The organism is Pelagibacterium sp. (assembly GCF_965249125.1).
Taxonomy (GTDB): Bacteria; Pseudomonadota; Alphaproteobacteria; order Rhizobiales; family Devosiaceae; genus Pelagibacterium.
The window spans coordinates 2,198,644-2,215,060 of record NZ_OZ252217.1 but is presented as its reverse complement, the minus strand read 5'-3'; the positions used below and the strand labels follow the sequence as shown (position 1 = coordinate 2,215,060).

14 protein-coding genes and 2 pseudogenes are annotated in these 16,417 nt (G+C 63.3%); 10 read left to right on the top strand and 6 right to left on the bottom strand.

Features of this window, described 5'->3' with window-relative positions:
* Nucleotides 1-24 precede the first annotated feature (24 nt).
* The 3 genes from ACP148_RS10840 to ACP148_RS10830 all read left to right on the top strand — a co-directional run bounded on the left by ACP148_RS10840 (nt 25) and on the right by ACP148_RS10830 (nt 3,408).
* On the top strand, nt 25-663 hold the full coding sequence (locus ACP148_RS10840) for a type VI secretion system-associated protein TagO (RefSeq protein WP_421952398.1): 639 nt from the start codon (nt 25-27) through the stop codon (nt 661-663).
* 179 nt (nt 664-842) lie between these two features.
* Nucleotides 843-2,723, top strand: coding sequence for a glucose/sorbosone family PQQ-dependent dehydrogenase (locus ACP148_RS10835; RefSeq protein ID WP_421952397.1), 1,881 nt, complete (start codon nt 843-845; stop codon nt 2,721-2,723).
* A gap of 118 nt (nt 2,724-2,841) precedes the next feature.
* Complete coding sequence (locus tag ACP148_RS10830; protein ID WP_421952396.1) at nt 2,842-3,408, top strand: IS30 family transposase; 567 nt, start codon at nt 2,842-2,844, stop codon at nt 3,406-3,408.
* 118 nt (nt 3,409-3,526) lie between these two features.
* On the opposite strand, the gene ACP148_RS10825 is transcribed toward ACP148_RS10830, so the two are convergent.
* A complete protein-coding gene (locus tag ACP148_RS10825; protein WP_421952395.1) occupies nt 3,527-5,104 on the bottom strand; it encodes an alanine/glycine:cation symporter family protein in 1,578 nt (525 codons plus the stop codon).
* Nucleotides 5,105-5,180: 76 nt separating this feature from the next.
* Nucleotides 5,181-5,612 (bottom strand): universal stress protein, encoded by a 432-nt coding sequence (locus tag ACP148_RS10820; RefSeq protein ID WP_421952394.1) that lies wholly within the window; start codon nt 5,610-5,612, stop codon nt 5,181-5,183.
* A gap of 322 nt (nt 5,613-5,934) precedes the next feature.
* Here ACP148_RS10820 and ACP148_RS10815 point away from each other — a divergent pair.
* The 4 genes and pseudogenes from ACP148_RS10815 to ACP148_RS10800 all read left to right on the top strand — a co-directional run bounded on the left by ACP148_RS10815 (nt 5,935) and on the right by ACP148_RS10800 (nt 8,582).
* Nucleotides 5,935-6,356, top strand: a pseudogene (locus ACP148_RS10815) (DUF5996 family protein).
* Between the two features lie 198 nt (nt 6,357-6,554).
* Entirely contained in the window at nt 6,555-6,908 is a 354-nt protein-coding gene (locus ACP148_RS10810) for a hypothetical protein (RefSeq protein ID WP_421952393.1), read from the top strand.
* Nucleotides 6,909-7,075: 167 nt separating this feature from the next.
* Nucleotides 7,076-7,951 carry a copper chaperone PCu(A)C gene (locus ACP148_RS10805; RefSeq protein WP_421952392.1) on the top strand — a complete coding sequence of 292 codons (876 nt, stop codon included), beginning with the start codon at nt 7,076-7,078 and terminating at the stop codon, nt 7,949-7,951.
* A gap of 4 nt (nt 7,952-7,955) precedes the next feature.
* Nucleotides 7,956-8,582, top strand: coding sequence for an SCO family protein (locus ACP148_RS10800; protein WP_421952391.1), 627 nt, complete (start codon nt 7,956-7,958; stop codon nt 8,580-8,582).
* A 211-nt stretch (nt 8,583-8,793) separates the two neighbouring features.
* Here the strand turns inward: ACP148_RS10800 and ACP148_RS10795 are convergent, their stop codons facing one another.
* Nucleotides 8,794-9,660 carry an alpha/beta fold hydrolase gene (locus ACP148_RS10795; protein WP_421952390.1) on the bottom strand — a complete coding sequence of 289 codons (867 nt, stop codon included), beginning with the start codon at nt 9,658-9,660 and terminating at the stop codon, nt 8,794-8,796.
* A 68-nt stretch (nt 9,661-9,728) separates the two neighbouring features.
* On the opposite strand from ACP148_RS10795, the gene ACP148_RS10790 reads away from it, so the two are divergent.
* Nucleotides 9,729-10,001, top strand: a complete 273-nt coding sequence (locus ACP148_RS10790) for a metal/formaldehyde-sensitive transcriptional repressor (RefSeq protein WP_421952389.1) — start codon at nt 9,729-9,731, stop codon at nt 9,999-10,001.
* Between the two features lie 26 nt (nt 10,002-10,027).
* A complete protein-coding gene (dmeF, locus tag ACP148_RS10785) occupies nt 10,028-11,011 on the top strand; it encodes a CDF family Co(II)/Ni(II) efflux transporter DmeF (RefSeq protein WP_421952388.1) in 984 nt (327 codons plus the stop codon).
* 9 nt (nt 11,012-11,020) lie between these two features.
* Here the strand turns inward: dmeF and ilvA are convergent, their stop codons facing one another.
* Nucleotides 11,021-12,535: a threonine ammonia-lyase, biosynthetic gene (ilvA, locus tag ACP148_RS10780; protein ID WP_421952387.1), complete on the bottom strand. Its 1,515-nt coding sequence runs from the start codon at nt 12,533-12,535 to the stop codon at nt 11,021-11,023.
* Nucleotides 12,536-12,626: 91 nt separating this feature from the next.
* Between ilvA and ACP148_RS10775 the strand changes: the two are divergent.
* Nucleotides 12,627-12,773 (top strand): annotated as a pseudogene (locus ACP148_RS10775) (DNA-binding protein); the annotation flags it as partial.
* Between the two features lie 34 nt (nt 12,774-12,807).
* Here ACP148_RS10775 and ACP148_RS10770 read toward each other — a convergent pair.
* Both ACP148_RS10770 and ACP148_RS10765 read right to left on the bottom strand, forming a co-directional pair.
* Nucleotides 12,808-13,605, bottom strand: coding sequence for an ion transporter (locus tag ACP148_RS10770; RefSeq protein WP_421952386.1), 798 nt, complete (start codon nt 13,603-13,605; stop codon nt 12,808-12,810).
* A 150-nt stretch (nt 13,606-13,755) separates the two neighbouring features.
* Nucleotides 13,756-16,338, bottom strand: a complete 2,583-nt coding sequence (locus ACP148_RS10765; protein ID WP_421952385.1) for a membrane-bound PQQ-dependent dehydrogenase, glucose/quinate/shikimate family — start codon at nt 16,336-16,338, stop codon at nt 13,756-13,758.
* Nucleotides 16,339-16,417 lie beyond the last annotated feature (79 nt).

Here is a 16,417-nt window from a genome sequence, read left to right as displayed (position 1 = left end):
GAAATATCCCGGGAGACAGGGCGCATGATACGATTTGGGTTGGCCGCAATGGTGGCGGTGACCGGTTTGCTGGTCGCGCCCATGCCGGCACCGGCCCAGACCGCGCCCGAACGCTGCGCTGCAATCGGCCCCGCGAGCGAGCGGCTGGCCTGCTATGATTCGATCTTCCGCTCGGACCAGTTCACCGGAGACGATGGCGATGCCGCCGGCGACCAGGGCCTGTGGACCAGCGGCATCGAGGTGTCCCAGATCGAGGGGACCGAAGTGCCCTTCGCCACGCTCGAATCCGAACAGCTGATCCCCGCTCTGGCCGGAGGACGGGCTCCGGCCCGTGTGACGATCCTGTGCGTCGATGGCGAGACCACGCTGCAGTTCGGCTTTGCCGGCTCGGCGATGGGCACGCCGACATCGAACAGCGCCGCCATCACTCTGCAATATGATCGCCAGCCGCCCCGCACCCAATCGGTCGCGCTATCTCCGGACAGGCTGGCCATCGGCTTTTTCGAAACCGCCCAGGCGCGGCCGGTCATCGATCAGTTGCGCCAGACCCAGCGGCTGTTCGTGCGCGCCACGCCGCAATCGCAGCGTTCGGTGACCGTCAGCTTCCAGCTCGAGGGCATCGAGGCTGCCCTCCAGCCCGTGCGCGACGCGTGCGGCTGGTAGCAGGAGGCGCGAACCGGCAGGGGTCATAAATTCCTGATACCGTCACATAAGTTTGTTGCAACTAAAGTCTTATGCTGCTGGAACGGCATGCGGCCGCATGCGTTAAAGCGAGCGCAACCGCGTCCCACGCGGTTCTGATTCCTCACAGACTATTTTCAAAAATTTACAGGAGATTGCTCATGGCGACGCGACATAGTGAACGCGGAGGCAGGCCCCCGATTGCCAAGGCGCTCATGGGCGGCGCGGTCGCTGCCGCGCTCATGCTTTCAACGAGCATGGTTGCCGCGCAGGTGACGCCGGTCGAAATCGAAAGCGGCGACAACTCGCTGTTTTCCTCGCGCGTCCTGAGCACGGGCCTGTCCAATCCCTGGGCCATGCGCTGGGGTCCCGACGACATGATCTGGCTCACCGAGCGCACCAGCGGCGAGGTGACCCGTGTCGATCCGACCACCGGCGCCCAGCAATTGCTGCTGACGCTGGACGACGTCTATACCGGTCCCCAGCACGAGGGCCTGCTCGGCATGGCCCTGCATCCCGAACTGCTCCAGGACACGGGAAATGACTACATCTATATCGGCTATACGATCAACAACGGTACAGCCCAAGAGCCCGATCCGTCGGCACAGATCGTGCGCTACACCTACGATGCCAGCCTCCAGCAACTCGTCGAGCCGACCATCCTGATCGAGGGCCTGCCGGCCTGGAACGACCACAATGCCGGTCGCGTGGTGTTCGGCCCGGACGACAAGCTCTACTATTCGATCGGTGAACAGGGCGCCAATTTCGGCCGCAACTACCAGCGTCCCAATCTGGCCCAGGTCCTGCCCACCCAGCAGGAGGTGGACAATCAGGACTGGCACACCTATTCGGGCAAGGTCCTGCGCCTCGAACTTGACGGTTCGATCCCACAGGACAATCCCGAGATCGACGGCGTCAAGAGCCATATCCTGAGCTATGGACACCGCAACCCGCAGGGTCTCGGCTTCGGTCCGGACGGCACGCTTTACGAAGCCGAGCACGGCCCGGCCAGCGACGATGAATTCAACATCATCCGGCCCGGCGGCAATTACGGCTGGCCCAATGTGGCCGGTTTCATCGACGACCAGGCCTATTTCTACGCCAATTGGAGCGAGGGACCCGAAGGCGTCGACCGCAATGCCCGCCCGATCCCCGACACCGTGCCGCAATTCGAGGAAAGCGACTTCGAAGGCGACATGATCGATCCCATCGCCACCTATTTCACTGTCGAGGACGGCTACGAGTTCGGCCAGATTTGCGGCTATATCTGCGATCCGACGGTGGCTCCCTCTTCGATCCTCTATTACGGCGCCGGTGAAGACGGGATTGCCGAGTGGGACAATTCGGTTCTGATCCCGACCCTCAAGCACGGCACCCTCTATGTGCAGCATCTCACCGAGGACGGTCAGCAGACCGACGGGCTGCCCGAAGCCTGGCTGAGCACGCAGAACCGCTATCGCGACGTCATCGTTTCGCCCGACGGCAAGACGGTGTTCATCGCCACCGACGCGTTCGGGTCCGCTGCCCAGAAATACGGCGAAGGGCTCAACACCTCGGTTCTGCACAACCCCGGCTCGATCCTGATGTTCACCTATGGTGAAGAGGGCGGCGGCCTTGGCGTTGTCGAAGGCAATGATTTCGATGCCAGCCCGCAGGCCGAGGCCGGACCCGAGGAGTTCGAGGACCCCAACACCGGCAAGGAAGCGGCAGAAGGTGAAGCCGGCGACGAAGCGGCCGCCATCACCAGCGATTCCAATGTGAGCGAAGTCGCCGGCCTCGGCGCGCCCAAATTTGCCGCCAATTGCGCCATGTGCCATGGCCCGGCCGGGCAGGGCGGAGCCGGAGCGGTACTGGCCGGAAACGAAAACCTGGCCGACGCCAGCTTCGTTGCCAACACCCTGATCCACGGCTTTGGCTACATGCCCGCGTTCGGCAACCAGCTTTCCGATGAGGATATCGCCCAGATCGGGACCTATATCCGCAATTCGTTCGGCAACGACTTCGGCGTTCTGACGACCGAGGAGGTCGCGGCGGCCCGCTGATACCGGCGGTCTGCACCTGACATGGAGGGCGGGGGAGACCCCGCCTTTTTTTGTTTTGCAGTGTCGGAACTTAACACGCCGGTGCGTCCTTGAGATGTAACGACACAGGAGAACCGTCATGGCGCAATTGAAGGACAAGATCTCGTCGGCGATCGTCGCGGTGAGCGATATCGAGCGGGCGCGCAAATTCTATAGCGAAACGCTTGGCCTCGAACTCGAAGAGGACGGCATGGGTGGCGTGCTGGTCTACAAGACCGGGAGCACGTATCTGCTTGTCTATCCTTCCGATTTTGCCGGCACCAACAAGGCGAATGCGGTGGTGTTCGATTGCGGCGGCGATATCGAGGCGACCGTCGTGGCGGCCCTCGCCGACAGGATCGGCACATTGCCCGAAGAGTTGCGGCGCTCGTTGACATGGGACCAGGGCAAGGAGATGGCTCGCCACAAGAGCTTCACCATCGCAACCGATCTACAGGTGTACTTCTGTGATCCGCGCAGTCCCTGGCAGCGCGGCAGCAACGAAAACACCAACGGCCTGCTCAGGCAGTACTTCCCGAGAGCAACAAACTTCTCCCAAGTCTCGCAGGCTCAACTCGACGAAGTGGCTCTACGGCTCAATCAGAGACCGCGAAAAACCCTGGACTTCGAGACCCCGGCCAATAGGCTGCATAAGGTGTTGCAGTGACCGGCTGAGCCCACCACCCCATTGCAGAAGCGCCGGCCATACAGCGGTGTAAAGGGAAAGGGGCGGGAGTTTCGCCCGCCCCTACGCAAGTGTCGCCTGAGGCTAGTGCGGTTGCCGTCTAGTGGCCCTTTACCTTCTTGATCTCCCCCGACTTGATCTTGGCGAAATACTGGTTCACCTCGCGCTTGACGACCGGCATCAAGAGGTAGAGGCCGATGATGTTGGGCAGGGCCATGGCAAAGATCATCGAATCCGAGAAGTCGATGACAGGGCCCAGGCTCATCGAGGCGCCGATGACCACGAACACGCAGAAGATGATCTTGAATACGTTCTCCTTGGTCTTGCCCTCGCCGAACAGATAGGTCCACGATTTGAGCCCGTAATAGGACCAGCTCAGCATTGTCGAAAAGGCGAACAAAAGCACAGCCAGGGCAAGAAGATAGGGGAAGAAGCTGAACTGAGCGCCGAAGGCGGCCGATGTCAGTTCAACCCCGGTGAGCCCCGTGCTGAGCGAGCCGGTGAAGATGATGACCAGCGCGGTCATGGTGCAGATCACCACGGTATCGATGAACGGTTCGAGCAGCGAGACGATGCCTTCGGTGGCCGGCTCCTTGGTGCGCACCGCGGAGTGGGCGATGGCCGCCGAGCCGATGCCCGCCTCGTTCGAGAACGCCGCACGGCGGAAGCCCTGGATCAGGGCGCCGATGGCGCCGCCCGCCACACCTTCGGGCGAGAACGCGCCGCCGATGATCTGGGAGAAGGCCCAGCCGATGGAACCGATGTTGATCAGGATGATGACCAGCGCCGTGCCCACATAGAGGATGCCCATGAACGGCACGACTTTTTCGGTGACCCGGGCAATCGACTTGATACCGCCGATGATGACCGCGCCGACGATGAGCGCCATGACGATCCCGAACAGCCAGCCGAAGCCTGCGAGCGGGCTGGAGCCGTTGCCGCCGGTGATGTTGACGAGTTGCTGGAAGGACTGGTTGGACTGGAACATATTGCCCCCGCCCAACGCCCCGCCGATGCAGCAGATGGCAAAGAAGATGGCGAAGAACCGGCCCAGTCCGGCCATGCCGCGCTCGGCAAGGCCCTTTGACAGATAGTACATCGGACCGCCCGAGACGCGCCCGTCGGGCAACTCGTTGCGGTATTTGACGCCCAGCGTACACTCGGTGAACTTGGACGCCATGCCCAACAGGCCGGCCAGAATCATCCAGAAGGTCGCGCCCGGACCGCCGACGGCGATGGCAACGCCGACCCCGGCGATGTTGCCCAGCCCGACGGTTCCCGAGAGCGCCGTGGCCAGCGCCTGGAAATGGGAGACCTCGCCCGCGTCCTTTGGATCGGAATAATCGCCCCGCACAAGCGCGATGGCGTGCCCGAACACCCGGAACTGGATGAACCCGAAATAGACGGTGAAGATGGCCGCCGCGATGACCAGCCAGCCCACGATGAGGGGGAAGTCGACGCCAGCGACGGGCACCGAATAGAAGATGACGCTGACGACCGCGTTGGAAAGCGGTGAAATGGCGTCATTGACCATCATGTCGATGGTCCTTGTGGTTTCCTCGATGGTCTCCTGCGCCTCGACGGCGGCTTCGGCGGTCTCCTCGGTCGCCTCCTGCCCGAAGGCGGGAAGGGCGAACAATGGCAGCAGCAGCGCCAGTGCCAATAGAAGTTTTCTCATTTTGATGTCCCCTTGATCCTTCGCTCCCTGCCGGTTTGCCGTCGGCTTCGGGCGAAGTGTTGATTGGTGCGACCCCTTACGGAACCACGGTGACCGGCACTGTGGCGACCTGGACGAGCGCCATGGTCAGCCCGCCCAGGAGGCGGTCGGTGAGCTTGCGCGAGCCCTGGCGGCCGACAAAGATCTGCTTTGCGCCGGACGACTGTGCAATTTCCGCGATGATTTCGCCGGCGTGGCCGTATCGCACCTCGTGGGTGGTGGTGATGCCTGAGGCCCTGTATTTTTCGGCAACCGGTTCGACGACCCTGGCGGCGCGAACGAGTTCTTCCTCACGCCTCTTGTGGCGCTCGGCCAGCTCTTCCTGACTCAGGAAACTGTAGGGCGACCATTCAAGCACCAGAACCAGATGCAGCGTGGCACCCGATGTCTTGGCGAGGCCGGCGGCAAGATCAGCAGCGCGCCCCGAAGCTTCGGTCCCGTCGAAGCCCACTATGTAGATGTCTGACATCCATTTTCCCCTCAACTCGCCAGTACAAGTACGGATCGGATGAAGGGGGCTTTGCGCCGCTATCGGGCGCCATCTGGTTTTCTATTGTCCGCAACAGCCCGGCATACCCAATTTTGACCCCTTAACGACAAGTTAAGCGCAAATTGTCGCAGGAGTCTCGCTCTATCGGTCGCGGGTTCTCCGGGCTGGGGAAATCAGGGCTTCCGGCAGCCAAGCAGCAGCGGGTTTTCCACAAGGCCGGTGGACTTGCCCGGACCGCTGCAAATTGCGCAAACTCGTTCTTTGAATCGGAAGAGGTGCATCCCGATGACCGCGAACGCCAATTGGATTCGCGCAGAAGTTTACCGCGCTCCTGCAAGAGATTGGCGCGACTCCTCAATTTGACGGCAGACCCAACGAAATTCCCGAGGCGATCCCTTTTGCCCAGGATAGCGCAGAGCGCCCCTATGACGCCGACGCCGTGCGGCGCTTTCATGGGGCGCTGGTGCCGATTAACCGGGTATTCGAGATGTTCCGGACAGCTTTGTGGGCAAGGTCAGCCCGGTGCATCTGTTCTGGGGCAGCTTCGACATGGCGGTGAGCGGTGGTGGTTCTCGGGGAAGGCCCCCTCACCCGTCTGGCTGCGCCATCCGACCTCTCCCCCAAGGGAGAGGTGGCTCTCGGCGCTCGCGGCTTTCTTACCTCTCCCTTGGGGGGAGAGGTCGGCGCGAAGCGACGGGTGAGGGGGCCTTTCTGGCCCTTTAGTATTCTAGCCTCCCTCACCGCCCTGCCGGGCACCCTCTCCCCGAAAGGGGCGAGGGTTGGGTTTGCTGGAGCGATGGGGAGGGCGCGGCCGGGCCGCCTCATCCGGCGGGCCGGCCAGCGGGCAAAATCGCCGCATTGTCCTTTGCCGGTCCTGGTGTAAAAGCGCGGGACCGGCAAACTGACGGGGAAAGCGAAGGCATGGGCCTTGCGCGCGACATTGCGAAAGAGATCATAGGGGCGCTGGCGGTGCTGGCGCTGGTGTTTCTCGCGTTTGCGCATCAACCTTTGGCCATCGCAACCGCCGATGACGGGCTTTCCTATTCGGTCGCCGACCTTTCGTTCTGCGGTGGTGCGCCCGGCGACAAGGGCACCGGCCATTCGCCCTGCCACGCCTGCCGGGCCGGGCTTGCCGACCTTCCTGCGGCCCCCTGCGTCACCGAGCCCGCTTATGCCTCCTTTGCGTTGGCCCGGTTTACGCTCGCCGACGACCTGGTGGTCCGACAGCATCCATTTTCGCCCCACAAGTCGCGAGCGCCACCAGCGCCGGCCTGATTGAATTCGAATTTCTTTCAGACCAATCAGAGCTTTTCGCGGCCCCGGAGGGGCGCTCAACAGGTCCAAGTTTTTGTTTGTCGCGTTTCCGAACCGCAAAACCGTTCCCATCCCCGATCGGGTCGAGGGCATGCTTTTGCTGGACGCGCTCTAGCTGGAGATCACCGATGATCCATATAGCTTCCCGCGCGGCGCTTGCCGCCGCATCCGCCCTTGCCATCGCATCGCCCGCCATGGCGCATATGACCTTCGAGACCGCGCAATCGGCGCCGGGCGAAACCTTTCGGGGCGTCCTCGTCTTGCCCCATGGCTGCGATGGCGCCCCGACCGACACGGTGCGCGTGACGCTGCCCGACGGCTTTGCCGATGCGAGCGCCGAGGCCAAGGACGGCTGGGCGCTCGAAACGTCGGAACACAATGGTCGGGTGAGCCGGATCGTCTGGTCGGGCGGTTCGGTGCCCGATGACGGACACGAGACCTTTGCCTTTACCGGGAGGTTTGCAACCGATTTGCCCGAGACCGACATATTGTTTGCCGTCGAGCAGATGTGCGGCGAGGTTTCGCTTGGCTGGGAGCCGGCGGTGAGCCTTGGCGATGAACCGGCCGATCAAGGGCACGATGGCGGCGATGCCGTCACGGTTGGCGATCTGGAGCTTTCGGGCGCGTTCGCGCGCGCAACCCTGCCCAATGCCCCCGTGGGCGGGGGTTATGTGACGATCACCAATACCGGCGATCGGCCCGACCGGCTGGTTTCCGCGCAATCTTGGTTTTCGCCCGACGTGCAGATCCACGAAATGGCTGTGGTCAACGACGTCATGAACATGCAGCACTTGCCCGAGGGGCTCGAAATCCCCGCCGGGGAAACCGTAACGCTGGCGCCGGGCGGGCTGCACATGATGTTCATGGACATTGCCCAGCCCTTCGTTCAAGGTGAAACCGTGCCCGTGACGCTGACGTTCGAAAGGGCCGGCGCTGTCGAGATCGAACTGGCGGTGCAGGCGTTCGGGGCGTCGGGAATGACTTCCGGGCACGAGGGGCACTGATCCGATGGCCAATTCGATATTTCATACGGTGCGCATCGTGCTCTGGACCCTGGTCGTCGTCGCGGCAGCCGGGGCTGGGGCTTTGTGGTATTCGACCCAGGTGCGGCCCGATCCGTCCACGCGACTGGCCGCCGCGCCGCAAGGGCAGTACGGGGCCGGTGACTACCAGCTCGTCGACCATACAGGCGCGCCGGTCGATCAGACGGCATTCACCGGAAAGCCCTCGATGGTGTTTTTCGGGTTCACCCACTGCCCCGATGTGTGCCCGACCACACTGGGCGACATGCAGCACTGGTTTGCCGAACTGGGCGACGACGCTGACCGGGTGAACGCCTTTTTCGTCTCCGTCGATCCCGAACGCGACACCCCGGAGGTGCTTGGCGAATATGTGGGCTGGGTCTCCGAGCGGATCACGGGGATCACCGGCGAGCCCGCCGAGATCGACAGGATGGTCGATGCCTGGGGGGTATTCGCCGAAAAGGCGCCCCTGGAAGGCGGCGGCTATAACGTCAACCACACGGCCTCTGTGTTCCTGATCGATAGCGCAGGGCAGTTTTTTGGCACCATCGCTTATGGGGAAGGCACCGAGACGGCGGTGGGCAAGCTCCGGCGGTTGATGAACCAAGGCTAGTCTGAAACTGGCCCCGTCCTGCATCGCCGGGCGGGGCCTTCCGATCTGCTGGAGCATTTCCACTTTTGCCAGGGTCGGGACCCTAGACCGGGTCGGTTCGGGCAAAAAAGGGGCCCGGCGGTAGCCCAGCTGCGCACGCAAGGCGAAAAACACCACGGACGCGCCGAGGCAATGGGCCGAAAAGAACGGGGCTCGCTGGCAGCAGGACGGACTACGCCAACGCGTCGAGGACCGCCTTGGCGGTTTCTTCGGGATATTCCTCGTAAAAGGACAGCTTGCCCTGCGGCAGGACCGTGGCGCTGACGCCCGGCAATTGCGCGAGGGCTGCCATCTCCGCTTTGGACTTGCGCGGGGTGCGTTCGCCGTAGATCAGGGCGATGGTCTCGGGCACACGGCGGGCGGCGTCGAGCCAGCTTTCCCGGGTCTCGAACAGGTCGAGTTCGCCAGCCACGAAGCGGAACGAGCCATACCGGGCGCCGGGGGCTTCGGTGACCTTGCGTTTTTCCGCCATCCGCTCGGGTGTCACCCATGCGGGGTCCGAATAGACGTGGCCGCGTATCATCATGCCGATGACCGGGCCGTTGACGTTGAGCCGGTAGAGCGCTGCCCCGGCAACGGGCACATCGACGCCCTTCGCCAGCCATTGAAACATTGCCATGCGCTTTCCCGTCATTGTGGGCAAAGGCCCGCGCCATGTCGGGGCGAGAAGGCACAAGCGGCCGGTGCTCGAGGGGGCATCGGCGGACTGTGCGATGGCGCATCCGGCGCCGTGGCCTGCCGCGACGGTCGCGACCGGGCAGGCGATTTCAGAGAGGACGAACCGCAGGAAATCGCGATAGAGGCTGGGCCTCCAGTCCACCTTGGGGCGGGCCAGATCGCCAAAGCCGGGCCAGTCGATGGCCAAGGTTTCATACTGGGCCGCGAGTCGTTCCTGTAGAGGGCGCATTTCGTGCCGGGTCGAGATCGAACTGAGCGCCGGCAGAAGCAGGAGCTGTGGGCCTGAGCCGGCCCGCGTCAACCCGATTGTGACGGGCTTTCCGTCGACCATCCATTCGATCCGATCTTCGGTCCATTCCATGGCTTCACCATTGCGCCGATTTATAATATAGTCCCCTATACTATATTCAATTTGAGATTGCCATCGCCATGTCTCACACCATTCGCGACAAAGACAAGCTTACGGCGCGGGTCCGCCGTCTCAAGGGCCAGATCGAGGGAATCGAACGCGCGCTGGAAGCCGAAAAGCCCTGCGCGGAGATTTTGCGCCAACTCGCCTCGGCTCGCGGCGCGATGAGCGGGCTGACCGCGGAGGTGATGGAAGATCATCTCCGTGAGCATGTGCTGGAGGCGCAAACCGACGCCTCGCGTAATGCCGGCGGCCAGGAACTGATCGAAATCATCCGAACCTACATGAAATAGGCCGGTCCGCCGGCGGGAGTTTGTTGATGTCTGCAATCGATATCTCGGCCCACACCCACGGGCACAATTTCCTCGGCAGCGACCATCGGCGCAATGAGGGGCGGGTCTGGCTGGTCATAGGGCTGACCGCCGCGATGATGGTGGCCGAAATCGGTGCCGGGGCAATTTATGGCTCGATGGCGCTGATTGCCGATGGCTGGCACATGTCCACCCACGCCGGGGCGATGCTGATCACCGCGCTGACCTATCTCTATGCCCGCCGCCACGCCGGTGATCCGCGTTTCACCTTCGGGACCGGCAAGCTGGGGGACCTCGGGGCCTTCGCCAGCGCTGTGGTTCTGGCGCTGGTCGCGCTGCTGATCAGCTGGGAGAGCCTGACGCGGCTGGCCAACCCTGTGGCGATCAGCTTCGAGCAGGCCATCGCCGTAGCCAGTCTTGGACTAGCGGTCAATCTGCTCTGCGCATGGCTGCTCAGGGACGATCATTCCCACCATCACGGGCATGGGCATTCTCATGGCCATCATCACCACGATCACGGCGCGCACGGCCATGCCCACCACGATCACACTCATCACGCGCGCGATAACAATCTTCGCGCCGCCTATCTGCACGTCCTTGCCGATGCGCTGACCTCGATCCTGGCCATCGTGGCGCTGCTGGTGGGACGCAGCTACGGGTGGAACTGGGCCGATCCGGCAATGGGCGTTGTCGGGGCGCTGGTGATCGCCCGCTGGTCCTGGACCCTGATCCGCGATTCCGGTGGCGTGCTGCTGGATCGCACGCCCGACAGCGATGATCTGCCGGGGAAAATCCGCGCGGTTCTGGAAACCGAAACCGACCGGATCGCCGATCTCCATGTCTGGCAGGTCGGGCCGGGCTATCACGCCGCTATAGTCTCGCTGGTGTCGAGCGACCCCAGGCAACCTTCGGCCTACAAGACGCGCCTTGTAAAAATCGGCGGGCTCTCGCACGTCACCGTGGAAGTCGAGGATGTGAACGCAGGCGCCTGAACCGGCTTGTCAGGCCGGGGCGAGGAACATGGTGTAGGCGGGGTTTTCGCTTTCGTCCCAATGGGCATAGCCCAGCGTGTCGAGATAGGCTTCGAAGGCCTCGCGCTCGTCGGGCGGGACCTGGACGCCGGTGAGGACGCGGCCATAGTCCGAGCCGTGATTGCGGTAGTGGAACAGGGAAATGTTCCAGTCGGGCGCAAGCCCTTCGAGGAATTTCAAAAGCGCGCCGGGGCGTTCGGGAAATTCGAAGCGGTAGAGCAATTCGTTTTCCAGCCCCTCGACGCGGCCACCGACCATGTAGCGGATATGGAGCTTGGCGACTTCGTTGTCGCTCAGATCGAGCACCTTGTGGCCGTGCCCGCGCAGCATGGCGATGATCTCGGCCTTTTCCGCCTCGCCGCGCTTCAATCCGATGCCGACGAAAATATTGGCCGAGCTTCCCGGCGCTATACGGTAGTTGAATTCGGTGATGGCGCGGGCGCCCATGAGGCGAATAAAGGCGCGATAGGCGCCGGGTTTTTCGGGGATCGTGACGGCCAGGACGGCTTCGGCGCGCTCGCCCAACTCGGCGCGTTCGGCGACATGGCGCAGCCTGTCGAAATTGATGTTGGCGCCCGAGCAGATGGCGATGGCGGCGCCCTTGGCTTGGAGCGTCGGCGCGTGCTTGCGCAGGCCGGCCAGCGACACCGCGCCCGCCGGCTCGGCGATGGCGCGGGTGTGCTCGAACACATCCTTGATGGCGGCGCAGATTTCGTCGGTCGAGACGGTGACGATATCGTCGAGCGTGTCCTTGAGGATGTCGAAAGTGCATTCTCCCGCCTGCTTGACGGCAACGCCATCGGCAAAGATGCCCACTTCGTTGAGCGGCACGGGGCGCCCGGCGGTCAGCGCGGCTTTCATCGAGGCGGCGTCTTCGGGTTCGACCCCGATCAGTTCTATGTCGGGGCGCAGGAATTTGGCATAGGCCGCGACCCCGGCGGCAAGCCCGCCGCCGCCGATCGGCAGGTAGATAGCGGCGATGGGGCCGCCATGCTGGCGCAGGATTTCGACCCCGATGGTGCCCTGACCGGCAATGACCTGAAGGTCGTCATAGGGGTGGACGAAGGTGAGGTTTTCGCTTTCGCACAGGGCCAGAGCATGAATGCGGGCGTCGTCGAAACTGTCGCCATGGATGACCACTTCGCCGCCCAGGCGCCTGACCGCCTCGACCTTGATCGAGGGCGTGGTGGTGGGCATGACGATGACCGAGCGGGTGCCCATGCGGGTGGCCGAGTAGGCAAGGCCCTGCGCATGATTGCCGGCCGAAGCGCAGATGACGCCTTTTTCGCGCTCGGCATCGGTGAGCGAGGCGAGCTTGTTGTAGGCGCCGCGCAGCTTGAACGAGAACACCGGCTGAAGGTCTTCGCGCTTGAGATAGATCGGGCGGCCGAGCCTGTCGGCGAGCGGGCCCATCTTCTCGAGCGGGGTTTCGACCGCGACGTCATAGACCGAGGAGGAAAGGATGGAGCGGATGATTTCTTGCATGGCCAGGCCCAGGGTCTCGGAAGGCCCCCGACATAGCGCCGATGGGCCCGCGTGTCACTCGGGTGTCGCGACGTACCTTCATAACGCGGTTATTGCGCGCGATGCCGGAATGAGCCGCGAGGGGCTTTACAAGGCGCTGTCCGAAGACGGAAATCCCAGCTTGGCGACGATCTTAAAGGTCGCTCACGCCTTGGGACCGCGTTTGGGTTATGCCGGCGGCATGAAACTCGCGGGTTAATTCCCGGTATCTGGTTTGCTGTCGATGCCCGGCGTTATTTCCCGGCCGTTTGCTCGCGGCGCATCTGTGCCACTTCGGCGCGCAGGGCGCGGACTTCGGCCAGAACCTGCTCGGTCTCGCCGCGCAATTCCTGGCGCTGGGTGGTCGCTTCGGAATCGTGCTCTTCCTGCATGGCCGAAACGATGACACCGATGAACAAATTGAGCACCGTGAAGGCCGTTGCGCCGATGAAGGGCACAAAGAAGATCCATGCGGTGGGGTGAACCTCCATGACCGGCCTCACAATGCCCATCGACCAGCTCTCCAGCGTCATCACCTGGAACAGGGTATAGAAAGAGGCCGGAACCGAGCCGAACCATTGCGGGAAGGTGGCGCCGTAAAGCTTGGTCGCCATGACGGCGAAGACATAGAACACCAGCATGAGCAAAACGAAGATCGAGGCGATGCCGGGGAGCGAGGCAACGAGCCCGCCGATCACCTTACGCAGCGAGGGAACGACCGAAATCAGCCGCAGCACCCGCAGGATGCGCAGGGCGCGCAGCACAGTAAAGGGGCCCGAAGTGGGGATGAGCGCGATGGCGACGATGGCAAAATCGAAGATCGACCATGGATCGCGGAAGAATTTGAGCCCATGGGCGTAAAGCCGCAGCACGATTTCGACAACGAACAGCGCCAGGATGATCGAATCGAGCGCCATAAGCGCCGGGCCGATTGCCGCCATCACCTCAGGGGAGGTTTCGAGCCCCAAAGTAATGGCGTTGACGATGATTACCGTGATGATGAACTGCTCCCAGCGGCGGGAGGAGAGCAGCAATGCAAGCTGGCCACGCATCTGGGCACACGATCCTGAAGTGATTTCCGGCGCGGCAAGCCAAATCGGATTTGGGGGAGGCGGTCAAGGGGCGATGGTGGCGCAGCCTCACCGATGATGCGGCCGGGCAAAAGGAAAGCCGCCGCAGGCGTGCGGCGGCTTGTTTTTGGGTTATGGGGCGTCGGAATCCCCGGTGGTTCCTTCACCCTGAGCCTCCTCATTGGGCAGCGCCCAGGCAATGACGTGGTCACCCAATTTGGTTTCCATGGGTGTGTGGCCGCCGGCCATCATCGCAAGATACTGGGCGCCTTCGACCTCGTAGACGATGGGCGTGGCCTGGCCGCCGGCGGGCAGCACGTCGTTCCAGACTTCCTCGCCCGTTTCGATGTCGAAGGCGTGGATGAGGTTGTCGGTGGTGGCGGCAACAAAGATCAGCCCGCCGGCGGTGACGATGGGGCCACCATTATTGGGGGTGCCGATGGTTAAAGGCAGCATCGAGGGAATGTTGAAGGGGCCGTTGGCGCGGGCCGAGCCGAAGGGCTGATCCCAGAGCGTTTCGCCGGTGGCCAGATCGATTGCCCTGATGCCGCCATAGGGGGGCTGCTTGCACATGAGCTTGGTGAAATCGGAACGCCAGCCGACATCGATCTCGATGGCATAGGGTGCGCCGATCTGCGGATCGCCGCCCACACCGTCATCATAGATGGCGGTGCTCATGCCGCGCTCGTCGGCCTCCTCGCGAGGCACGAGGCGAAGCCGGTTGGGCACGTCGTTGTAGTTGGCGATCACAATGCCCCGCTCCTGATCGACCGCCATGGCGCCCCAATCCTGGCCGCCATTGTAGCCGGGGTACTGGATATACCAGTCCGTCGTGGGGGGCGTGTAGATGCCTTGATAGCTGGCCTGGCGGTATTGAATGCGGCACCAGAGCTGGTCCAGCGGTGTCATGCCCCACATGTCGCGCTCTTCGATGGGCTCGGCGGCCAGGGAGTGATAGGTGGAAAAGGGCTGAACAGGCGAGAGATATTCGGGCTCGACGCCGCCCTGGGGCACCTCGCGGTCCTCCGGCTCGAACAGCGGTTCGCCGGTCTCGCGGTTGAGGACGTAGATTTCGCCCTGCTTGGAGGAAACGACCACGCCTGGAACCGTACCGCCCTCGGCGGGAAAATCGACAAGCGCGGGCTGGCTGCCCAGATCGTAGTCCCAGACGTCGTTATAGACGGTCTGGAAGTGCCAGACATCCTCGCCCGTTGTCACATCCACGGCGACGAGCGAGGTCGCGTACTCGTTTTCGACCTCGGAGCGATTCGAGCCGTAATAATCGACGGCCGAATTGCCGAGCGGAAGATAGACAAGGCCCAGATCTTCGTCGGCGGCGCCCACGGTCCAGAAATTGGGTGTACCCCGGGTGTAGACTTCGCCCTCTTCGGGCGCGCCGCGATTGCCCGGATTGCCCAGATCCCAGGCCCAGACGAGTTCGCCCGTCACCGCATCAAAGCCCCGCACGACGCCCGAAGGCGCGTCCTCGGCTTCGTTGTCGTTGACGTTGTGGCCGACGACGACAATGCCGCGAATGATTGTGGGAGCGGAGGTGACGCCGATCCAGCCGGGAACCGTGTCACCGAGCCCGTCCTCGAGGTCGATTTCGCCACCCTGGACGAACTCGGGACAGGGCTGGCCGATATCGGCGTCGAGCGCGAGCAGACGTCCGTCCTCGGTGCCCGAAATGATGCGGCGGGCGCACAGGGCGTCCGGATCGGCCTGCGGGTCCTCGAAATACGAGACGCCACGGCAGGCGCCAATCGACAGAATGGCCGGATCGACCACGGGATCGTAGCGCCATTCTTCAAGACCGCTTCGCGCGTCGATGGATATGACAACATTTGTCGGTGTGCAGACATAGAGGTCGTCATCGACCTTGAGCGGCGTATTCTCGGGCGACCAGCGCTGGCTTTCGCCTGCGTCGTCGGGCGGCATGATGCCGGTATTGAACTCCCAGGCGCGTTCGAGCCGGGAGACGTTCTGGGGGGTTATCTGGTCGAGAGGGGAATAGCGGGTGCCGTGATGGGTGCCGCCATAGGCCGGCCAGTCGGTGCCGGTCTGAGGCATTTCCATTGCGGCGCGCAGCGGCACGCCCGTAGGGCTTGTCGGCCCCTCGGTTTCGGCCTCTGTCTGGGGCTGTGCCGCGTCGTCCTGGACAGTGGCGTCATCCTGAGCCGAAGGCGGCGCGGCGTCAGGGGCGGGTGGCAATGGCTGATCGGGTGCCGGTTGCTCGGCGGCGGGCGGCGTTTCGTCCTGCGCGAGGGCGATGCCATTGCTCGAAACATTAAGGATTGCAAGCGATCCGGCCAGGGCGATGCCGCCAGCAATGGCCGCCGCCGCGGCGCCGGCAGGGCGGGCAAAGCGTCCGCGCAGGGCGGGAATGGTGGCCAGCACCAGTACCAGAACCACCGTCGGCGCCACAAGACGCGGAACCTGAGCCCAGCCGTCGAACCCGGCTTCCCACAGCGCCCAGGCGACAGTGCCGACAAAGGTTGCCAGATAGATCCAGACGGCGAGCATGGAGCGTCGGAAGAGGAAGAAAGCGGTAGCGAGCAGGCCGATGCCGGCCACGATGTAATACCAAGAGCCGCCCAATGCCGCGAGCCAGACGCCCCCGGCAAAGATCGGCACCCCGAAGATGGCGATTATAGCTCCGATGACCATTGCTGCCCAAAAGCCGAAGCCGCGGCGCGCGCGATGCGTGTCGTCCATGATGCTCTCCCGGTGCGATTGCCTCACAGGGCACAACACAATCGGGCGCTATGAGGTTCCTTGGACGTGTCCCAGTTGG

Excerpts from the sequence above, each read along its gene's own strand:
- ACP148_RS10840 (WP_421952398.1), top strand. The coding sequence starts at position 25 with ATGATACGATTTGGGTTGGCCGCAATGGTGGCGGTGACCGGTTTGCTG.
- ACP148_RS10795 (WP_421952390.1), bottom strand. The coding sequence starts at position 9,660 with ATGGAATGGACCGAAGATCGGATCGAATGGATGGTCGACGGAAAGCCC.
- ACP148_RS10825 (WP_421952395.1), bottom strand. The coding sequence starts at position 5,104 with ATGAGAAAACTTCTATTGGCACTGGCGCTGCTGCTGCCATTGTTCGCC.
- ACP148_RS10830 (WP_421952396.1), top strand. The coding sequence starts at position 2,842 with ATGGCGCAATTGAAGGACAAGATCTCGTCGGCGATCGTCGCGGTGAGC.
- ACP148_RS10835 (WP_421952397.1), top strand. The coding sequence starts at position 843 with ATGGCGACGCGACATAGTGAACGCGGAGGCAGGCCCCCGATTGCCAAG.
- ACP148_RS10820 (WP_421952394.1), bottom strand. The coding sequence starts at position 5,612 with ATGTCAGACATCTACATAGTGGGCTTCGACGGGACCGAAGCTTCGGGG.
- ilvA (WP_421952387.1), bottom strand. The coding sequence starts at position 12,535 with ATGCAAGAAATCATCCGCTCCATCCTTTCCTCCTCGGTCTATGACGTC.
- ACP148_RS10810 (WP_421952393.1), top strand. The coding sequence starts at position 6,555 with ATGGGCCTTGCGCGCGACATTGCGAAAGAGATCATAGGGGCGCTGGCG.
- ACP148_RS10790 (WP_421952389.1), top strand. The coding sequence starts at position 9,729 with ATGTCTCACACCATTCGCGACAAAGACAAGCTTACGGCGCGGGTCCGC.
- ACP148_RS10770 (WP_421952386.1), bottom strand. The coding sequence starts at position 13,605 with ATGCGTGGCCAGCTTGCATTGCTGCTCTCCTCCCGCCGCTGGGAGCAG.
- ACP148_RS10800 (WP_421952391.1), top strand. The coding sequence starts at position 7,956 with ATGGCCAATTCGATATTTCATACGGTGCGCATCGTGCTCTGGACCCTG.
- ACP148_RS10805 (WP_421952392.1), top strand. The coding sequence starts at position 7,076 with ATGATCCATATAGCTTCCCGCGCGGCGCTTGCCGCCGCATCCGCCCTT.
- ACP148_RS10765 (WP_421952385.1), bottom strand. The coding sequence starts at position 16,338 with ATGGACGACACGCATCGCGCGCGCCGCGGCTTCGGCTTTTGGGCAGCA.
- dmeF (WP_421952388.1), top strand. The coding sequence starts at position 10,028 with ATGTCTGCAATCGATATCTCGGCCCACACCCACGGGCACAATTTCCTC.